Source organism: Coprococcus sp. ART55/1 (assembly GCF_000210595.1).
Lineage (GTDB): Bacteria > Bacillota > Clostridia > Lachnospirales > Lachnospiraceae > Coprococcus > Coprococcus aceti.
Genome location: NC_021018.1, coordinates 322,932 through 330,909 on the forward strand (window position 1 = coordinate 322,932; position 7,978 = coordinate 330,909).

Consider the following 7,978-nt stretch of genomic DNA (forward strand, 5'->3'; position numbering starts at 1 on the left):
TGTACATAGTTTCATTCTGCCTGTCGTAATCAATATCCAAAGTTCCTCCGAGCAATGAGACCTTTACCGAATCTCTCGTCCTGCCGGCAGCTATCCCCGCCGCCACAGCCGCACACGCGCCTGTACCGCACGCAAATGTCTCGCCGGAGCCGCGCTCCCACACTCGCATCCTCATATGATCTTCGTCAACGATCTGGACAAATTCTACATTTGTCCTGTTCGGGAACATGGGATGCACCTCCATCTCAGGCCCCAGAGTCTCCATCTGGCAGACATATATATCATCCACCCACACAACCGCATGGGGATTGCCCATGGATACCCGGACAAAATCCACGGTTTCATCAGGCAGAACAGCCATCTCGACAGCCGCACCTATATCCGGTCTGCCCATATCCACACACACCGCAACCACTCTTCCATCCTGCAGAATGCATCTGAGCCGTTTTATACCCGCCTGTGTCTCCACAGTAAATTCCGTCTTCTCCGTCATTCCATGGTCGTATACATACTTGCCAAGGCATCTTATGCCATTTCCACACATCTCTGCCCTGCTGCCATCCGCATTGTATATATCCATATTAAAATCAGCCCTGGCCGAAGGTCCTATAAGTATCAGTCCGTCGCCCCCAATGCCCCTGTGCCTGTCACTGACAAGCCTGGCAAGGATCTCCGGATCATACACCTTTTCTCTGAAGCAGTTCACGTACACGTAGTCATTTCCAAGTCCTTCCATCTTCGTGAATCGCAATAGAAAGCCTCCCTCTTGATCTGTTTTAGAAACAATCTGAATTATCCAGTATCATATATGCCATCTCGACTATATTTATACCGTTATCCATACTCTTCTTTTGCAGATATCTGTGAGCGCCCTGTTCATCATACTCAAAGTCATGCATAAGCTTGAGTTTTGCCGCCTTGATGACCTTCTTCTCTTCCTCGGTTCTCTCCTTTGGCCTGGACTTTCTCTTTTTTCTTTCCCACAGAAGATTCTCTATGGTGAGACTTACGGTATTCACAAAGTCCATGGACTTTATCGGCATAGACAGACATACCACGCCGCTATCCCGGACTTCCTCATAATTCTTCTTGCTGCTGAGCACGATCATGTCAAAATATTTCGGAATATAATTCTCAAGATCTGAATACATCATATCCAGGAATTTATATCCACATATTATGACTCCATCGTCACACGCATCCGCAGCCTGCGCCGCCTGGGCTCCGGTTGTACACACCTTTGTAACACTTATACCATTGCGAATGAGCAGGTTTTTTATACTCTTTGCTTCCTCTATTTTCGGAAAAACTATTATAACATTTACCAAATCAAAGCCCTCTCAATCGTGTATGTATAGCTATTATCAAATATATAGGTAAGCAGACCTTTCGCTCCGCTTACCTATACTACTCATCATTTTATATTGTCCGTGTATAAGATCAGACTTTGTACAGATAGTTTGAGATCTCCCAGTCTGTAACCTGTCTTGTGTACTCATTCCACTCATCCATCTTGGCACTTGTATATCTCTCGAAGATGTGTGAACCAACTGCCTCCTTCATGAAGTCGCTCTCGCTCATGGCAAGAGTTGCCTCTCTGAGGTTTGCAGGAAGGCTGTGGATATGACGTGTCTTCTTCTCCTCTGCAGTGAGGTTGAATATATTTGTATCTACACTTGGTGGAACTGGAAGCTGACGCTTGATTCCGTCAAGTCCTGCTCTAAGGCATACTGCCATGGCAAGGTATGGGTTAGCTGTTGGATCCGGACATCTGAGCTCAACTCTTGTTCCTGCACCACGTGCACTTGGAATTCTGATAAGTGGACTTCTGTTCTTTGCTGACCATGCGATGTAAATAGGAGCCTCATAGCCTGGAACAAGTCTCTTGTATGAATTTACAAGTGGGTTGGTGATGGCTGTCATCTCCTTCATATGCTCCATGATTCCGGCGATGAACCAGTAAGCCTCCTGACTAAGTCCGAGCTTATCGTTCTCATCTGCAAATATGTTCTTGCCATCCTTCTGGAGCGACATGTTCATATGCATACCTGAACCGCATACGCCATACTTTGGCTTTGGCATGAATGTTGCGCAGAGACCATGTCTCTTGGCAATAGTCTTTACAACCAGTTTGAATGTCTCGATGTTGTCGGCGGTTCTCAAAGCCTCACCGTACTTGAAATCTATCTCATGTTGTGCAGGAGCTACCTCATGGTGTGATGCCTCGATCTCAAATCCCATCTGCTCAAGAGTAAGAACCATATCTCTTCTCGCATTCTCACCGAAATCCAGTGGTCCGAGATCAAAATAGCTTGCTCTCTCGTATGTGTTAGTTGTAGGCATTCCGTTCTCATCTGTCTGGAAGAGGAAGAACTCACACTCAGGACCTACATTCATAGTGTAACCCATCTCTTTTGCCTCAGCCAGAGCTCTCTTAAGTACATATCTTGGATCGCCCTCAAATGGTGTTCCATCAGGCTTATATACATCACATATAAGTCTTGCAACCTTTCCCTGCTGTGGTCTCCAAGGGAATGTCTCATATGTATCATAATCAGGATACAGATACATATCTGACTCCTCAATTCTCGCAAAGCCCTCTATAGAAGAACCGTCGAACATGATCTTGTTGTCAAGTGCCTTCTCTATCTGGCTTGAGGTTATCGCTACGTTCTTAAGGTCACCAAAAATATCTGTGAACTGAAGTCTTATAAACTCAACATCATCTTCTTTGACCTTTTTCAGTATGTCTTCCTTTGTGTATTTTCCCATCGTTATACTCCTTTTCTACACATTGTTTGATCCTCTGCATGTAAATCCCTATGAGTTTTTCTCATAGCTAGAGTTATAATAAACTTTGACAGAACTTTTGTCAACACAGATGAACGGTTGAGCAAATGTATATTCTGTCATAATTCTCTATCGAAGATCTCTCTTCCTGAATGTCAACCACGTTGCCACTATCATCACCGCACCATACGCAGCGGCCACTGCCAGGGATATTCCCGCGTGACTCCAGTCTATATCGACCTGGCTCATCTCCCTCACAGAGCTGAACGGCATATAGCCCAGTATTTTCTCCAGAACATCCGACTGGAACAGCACAGGCATGATCTGCACGCCGAGATCCACCAGGAAAAACAGCAGCAGATTCACGGATACGGACGCTGCCTTGGACGTCAACGCAAATGCAAGGAATACGCATGTCATATATAACATCGTAAGCACAAAGCCCTCGCACGCTATCGATCTCAGCATATATCCCGCCACATTCAGGGTAAATGCCTTTCCAAAGCCTCCACAAATGCATCCTCCTATGGTATATACAAGTATGTCCTCAAGAGAGAGTATCCATATCGCCACTATATATACTATGATCTTCGAAAACATTATATGTGCCCTGCTGTGTCCCTGGGCTATCGCACACTGGATATCCCTAGACTTGTAATCGCTGGTGATGAGCGATGCCGCAATAAATCCAAACAGCATGCCGGACACTGAGCTTCCAGAAAACGAGCCCAGCAGATACTGGAACTGAAAATCTCCCGTGAGTTCTATTCCGAGAATATCTCCAACCAATCCCACCGAGATCAGATATATTATATCCTGGACAAAGAAAACTATCAGGCACACCCTGAAGCCCAGGCTCTTATACAGCTTATAAAATTCAGCCGACAACAGTTCACGCATAATGAGCACCCCCTATCCTGTGAATAAAGTAGTTCTCAAGGCTCTCCTCCTCGAGATGGTACTCACTGACAAACACCCTCTCATTGTAGAGAACCCATGCCAGCTCGTCTGAGTTTACCGGCTGGTCCACGATTATCTCATCGCCATTCACATACACATTCACTATATTGTATCTCATAGCAAGTATATCAAGAACCTTCTTCACATCATTAGTGCGCAATCTCAGTCTCCTGTGGCACTTCGCGTCAAGCTGCGTTGCAGAGAGGCAGTCTATGATCTGTCCTCTGTCTATCATTATGTAGTCCGTTGCCAGCTCGTGAAGCTCTGTGAGTATATGGCTGGATATAAGTATCGTCACACCAAATCTCTGATTTATCTGCTTGAGAAGATTTCTTATCTCAACTATTCCAACCGGATCAAGTCCGTTTATCGGCTCATCCAATAGCAGGAGATCCGGACCTGACAGCATGGCACAGCCAATCGCCAGCCTCTGCTTCATTCCCATCGAATAATTCCTAAACTTCTTCTTGCCAACGCCCTGCAATCCAACATTTGCTATGGTCTGCTCGATGAGCTTGTCGTTCTTTATCCCCCTCAGCTTCATATTAAGCTTTATGTTGTCTACAGCATTATAATTGTCGTGCAGTCCGGCATGTTCGCACACCGTTCCTATCCTCTTTCTGGCATTCACCAGCCCCTTGCTGTCACTGGCGCCAAATAATTCTATCTCTCCCTCGTCAGGAAACAACAGACCATTGATATGATTGATCAGGGTAGTCTTTCCTGCCCCGTTCTGTCCTATAAAGCCATATATCTTCCCCCTTTCAAGAGATATATTGACATTGGACAAAACAGTATTCTTTCCAAATGTCTTCGTGAGTCCGCTTACTCTCACATCATTCTCTGCCATTTATCCCCCACCTTTCTGTCCTCATAAAATACGCCTACAGGAAATAATATTCTATGAATTTACACAAAAACCCGTCATCCAGCACATAGCTGAACAACGGGTCCTTTATATACTTATCAATGATAAGAATTAATCCTGAACGTATGGTAATATTGCGATCTGTCTAGCTCTCTTAACAGCAATTGTGATTGCTCTCTGATGCTTAGCACATGTTCCTGTGATTCTTCTTGGAAGGATCTTACCTCTCTCTGAGATATACTTTCTGAGTGCGTTTGAATCCTTGTAATCGATCACAGCCTCTTTATTAGCACAATACTCGCAGACTTTCTTTCTTCTACGGATATTTCTTCTCTTCATTGGAGCGTCAGCTCTATCAGTCTTATTGTAAGCCATTGTATTTACCTCCTATTTTACTTGAATGGTAAATCGTCCTCAATACCTTCCGGTATACTCATGAAGCCCTCAGCTCCTGCATTGCCAGGTGCCGGTCTTCCTGCTGGCTGATATCCACTGCCTGATGCCTGTCCGCTTGCAGCCTTGCTCTCAGCAAACTCCTGCTCCTCAACAACAACATCAGTTGTGTACACCTTGTTACCATCCTTATTCGTATAGCTTCCAGTCTGGATTCTACCTGTTATAGCAATCTTCGTTCCCTGCTTCAGGTACTTCTCTGCAAACTCAGCGCTCCTGCCAAATGCAACGCAGCCGATGAAGTCTGCACTCTGGTCGCCATTTCTATTGAATCTTCTGTCTACAGCCAATGTGTATCTTGCAATAGCCATCTGGCCATCACCTGTGTTTGACTGTGAATATCTAACTTCCGGGTCTCTTGTGAGACGACCCATCAATATTACCTTGTTCATTATAGAATACCTCCTATTACTCGGCGTCTAATCTAACGCAAAGATATCTAAGAACTGATTCCATAATACGAATGTTAGCCTCAAGCTGAGCTGGAACTCCAGCCTCTGCATCAAACTGAATGAAGTAGTAGTATGCTTCGCCCATCTTCTGAATCTCGTAAGCAAGCTTCTTGAGTCCACACTCGTTAACTTCTGTAATTGTTGCGTTAGCCTTCTCAATATAAGACTTAACCTTATCAACTACAGCTGTTCTGGCTTCCTCATCAATCTTTGCACTAACAACTAAAGTTAATTCATATTTGTTCATTACATTGCACCTCCTTATGGTCTCTGGCCCACAGTCATCTGTGAGCAAGGAAAATATGATTAATACATCACAAGTTCAGATACTATCATATTTTTCCAGCCAATTCAAGCATTTTTTCTATGATCATCCCAAAAATTCTGTAGCATGCTTTCTCGACCACAAAGGGAACATGCTTCTCTGGCATCTGTAGTTCTCTCTCTGCTCCACGCTCACCGCGCTGAAGAATGTTCTCCACATATCTGTGTAATCATCCTCCATATATTCTGCACTGCCCAGCGTCTCCATCTCCTGATCTGTAAGCCGCCTCACATACATATCCGAATCCACCGGATGCACCACGGCGTAACGTCTGCCATCATCCACTATCAGCCAGTATTCTGACGGCATCCTGTCCGCAAAATGACTGGCGACAAGAAGCGCAACATCGTCCTTTGGTTCTATATGACATACATACACCCGCCCTTGGACAGCAGTGAATCTGGCTATCTCCCTGAATAGATGTGCCTCGTTGCTCACACTCCGCCCAAGCTCCATGATACGCATCACCTCCGGACTTATGAGCATATGTTCCACCTTTCGGCCCTCGGCAAATGCCAGTATCAGATATCTGTACACAGTGTCCAGTGCATCCTCCTGATGCGACAATAGTGCATTGAATACGTTGCGGTACACCAGCCAGGATACCTTCTTCACAGACCGGGTAAACTTCTGCACCTTGTCCGCATCCGGCTCGACATGTATATAGTCAGCGAACATATCCAGTTGTTCCACAGGCTCCTTCATAAGCATCACATGGTCGTGTCCGACCTGCAGTGCCATACTCCACGCCTCATATATGCATGTAGCCATATCGTCATATCTGTCCCTGCATGTGAAAACCTTCATATTGTCCATAACTTCCACCTTCACGCCTTCATTCCTATATCAAATAAAGTCATCTGTCTATACTGTTCATTGCCGTGTGATGCCTGCCAGTTCTCTCCCCGGCTCAGATCCGTCATCTCCCTGACAATGTAATCCCTCTCTATAGGGATCCTGTACATCATACGTCCGCCACACGTTATAAAATAATGTGCTCTCTTAAGCACCACCCCCATCTTCTTCAGATTATCGAAATCCAGACTTCCGTATCTGCGGGCTCTCACTATCCTGCCCGCCGACTTCGGCCCTATGCCGGGAATCCTGAGAAGCAGATCATACGGTGCCGTCTGCACCTCCACCGGGAACTGGTCAAGATGCCTCACTGCCCAGTTGCACTTCGGATCCATTCTCTGATCGAGGTTCGGCTCGTTCTCAGACAATATCTCCTCAGCGTGGAATCCATAATATCTGAGCAGCCAGTCCGCCTGATACAATCTGTGCTCACGGAGCAATGGAACCGCCGTATCCAACGCAGGGAGTGCCGAGTCCTCGTTGATCGGTATATACGCGGAGTAGAACACACGCTTCAGATCGTATCGCTGATACAGTCTCTGGGCTGTGTGTATGAGCGTGTAATCTGACTCTCCGCTGGCTCCAACTATCATCTGTGTGCTCTGTCCCGCCGGGGCAAATGCCTGTCTCCTGTCTGTATCTCCAAACATGACAGGGAGGGGCGAAGAGGCAGCACCGATGTCTCTTTTATCAGAGGTCATTCCATCTGTGAGTGCCTCTGCTGCTGACATCTGCAGAGCACCATGTCTTTCCTGCCCTGCCAGCTCTGCTTTGTATGCAGTCAGATCCTTCTGCAGATTCTTCTCGTTGAATATGCTTCCAGTAAGGTATCTGTTGATACCGCTCCTCTCCATACGCGCAGTCTTGCCCACCGCCAGTCTGTGAGATTCTATAGTTCTGGTCAGCTTGCCCATGGGATCAAGTATGGTGTCAAAGCTCTTGTTCGGGGCAAGCTTCTTCAGACTCTCCTCAGTCGGCAGCTCCATATTAACACTTATCCTGTCCGCTAAATATCCCACCATGCTTATAAGCTCATCCGATGCCCCCGGAATGGTCTTCACATGGATATATCCATTGAACCTGTACTTCGTCCTGAGAAGATACAGAGTCTCACACATCCTCTGCATGGTGTATGTCGGATCCCTGAGCACACCGGAACTCAGGAACAACCCTTCTATATAATTCCTCTTGTAGAACTCTATGACCAGATCGCACAGCTCCTCCGGTTCAAATGTCGCTCTTGGCACATCATTGCTTCTGCGGTTCAGACAGTAC

Annotated in this window: 10 protein-coding genes; all 10 read right to left on the minus strand. The window is 46.1% G+C overall.

Going from position 1 to position 7,978, the window contains the following annotated elements; genetic code table 11:
* On the minus strand, positions 1-751 hold a 751-nt coding region (dapF, locus tag CCU_RS01465), incomplete at its 3' end, for a diaminopimelate epimerase (RefSeq protein ID WP_208895894.1).
* 25 nt (positions 752-776) lie between these two features.
* The gene (locus CCU_RS01470; protein ID WP_070098466.1) at positions 777-1,328 is read right to left on the minus strand and encodes an ANTAR domain-containing response regulator; all 552 of its coding nucleotides are present in this window, start codon (positions 1,326-1,328) and stop codon (positions 777-779) included.
* Between the two features lie 112 nt (positions 1,329-1,440).
* A complete protein-coding gene (gene glnA, locus CCU_RS01475; RefSeq protein WP_015533303.1) occupies positions 1,441-2,772 on the minus strand; it encodes a type I glutamate--ammonia ligase in 1,332 nt (443 codons plus the stop codon).
* Between the two features lie 147 nt (positions 2,773-2,919).
* Positions 2,920-3,690, minus strand: coding sequence for an ABC transporter permease (locus CCU_RS01480; protein ID WP_015533304.1), 771 nt, complete (start codon positions 3,688-3,690; stop codon positions 2,920-2,922).
* Complete coding sequence (locus tag CCU_RS01485; RefSeq protein WP_015533305.1) at positions 3,683-4,600, minus strand: ABC transporter ATP-binding protein; 918 nt, start codon at positions 4,598-4,600, stop codon at positions 3,683-3,685. Before CCU_RS01485 ends, CCU_RS01480 begins: the two co-directional genes overlap by 8 nt.
* A gap of 129 nt (positions 4,601-4,729) precedes the next feature.
* Positions 4,730-4,993 (minus strand): 30S ribosomal protein S18, encoded by a 264-nt coding sequence (gene rpsR, locus CCU_RS01490; protein ID WP_015533306.1) that lies wholly within the window; start codon positions 4,991-4,993, stop codon positions 4,730-4,732.
* 17 nt (positions 4,994-5,010) lie between these two features.
* Positions 5,011-5,463, minus strand: a complete 453-nt coding sequence (locus CCU_RS01495) for a single-stranded DNA-binding protein (RefSeq protein ID WP_015533307.1) — start codon at positions 5,461-5,463, stop codon at positions 5,011-5,013.
* A gap of 16 nt (positions 5,464-5,479) precedes the next feature.
* Positions 5,480-5,770 (minus strand): 30S ribosomal protein S6, encoded by a 291-nt coding sequence (gene rpsF, locus CCU_RS01500; RefSeq protein WP_015533308.1) that lies wholly within the window; start codon positions 5,768-5,770, stop codon positions 5,480-5,482.
* A gap of 123 nt (positions 5,771-5,893) precedes the next feature.
* Positions 5,894-6,664 carry a TIGR03915 family putative DNA repair protein gene (locus CCU_RS01505; RefSeq protein WP_308936792.1) on the minus strand — a complete coding sequence of 257 codons (771 nt, stop codon included), beginning with the start codon at positions 6,662-6,664 and terminating at the stop codon, positions 5,894-5,896.
* Between the two features lie 11 nt (positions 6,665-6,675).
* On the minus strand, positions 6,676-7,978 hold a 1,303-nt coding region (locus tag CCU_RS01510; protein WP_208895895.1), incomplete at its 5' end, for a putative DNA modification/repair radical SAM protein.

Coding starts and splice junctions, on each gene's coding strand:
- glnA (WP_015533303.1), bottom strand. CDS start 2,772: ATGGGAAAATACACAAAGGAAGACATACTGAAAAAGGTCAAAGAAGAT.
- CCU_RS01480 (WP_015533304.1), bottom strand. CDS start 3,690: ATGCGTGAACTGTTGTCGGCTGAATTTTATAAGCTGTATAAGAGCCTG.
- CCU_RS01485 (WP_015533305.1), bottom strand. CDS start 4,600: ATGGCAGAGAATGATGTGAGAGTAAGCGGACTCACGAAGACATTTGGA.
- rpsR (WP_015533306.1), bottom strand. CDS start 4,993: ATGGCTTACAATAAGACTGATAGAGCTGACGCTCCAATGAAGAGAAGA.
- CCU_RS01495 (WP_015533307.1), bottom strand. CDS start 5,463: ATGAACAAGGTAATATTGATGGGTCGTCTCACAAGAGACCCGGAAGTT.
- rpsF (WP_015533308.1), bottom strand. CDS start 5,770: ATGAACAAATATGAATTAACTTTAGTTGTTAGTGCAAAGATTGATGAG.
- CCU_RS01505 (WP_308936792.1), bottom strand. CDS start 6,664: ATGGACAATATGAAGGTTTTCACATGCAGGGACAGATATGACGATATG.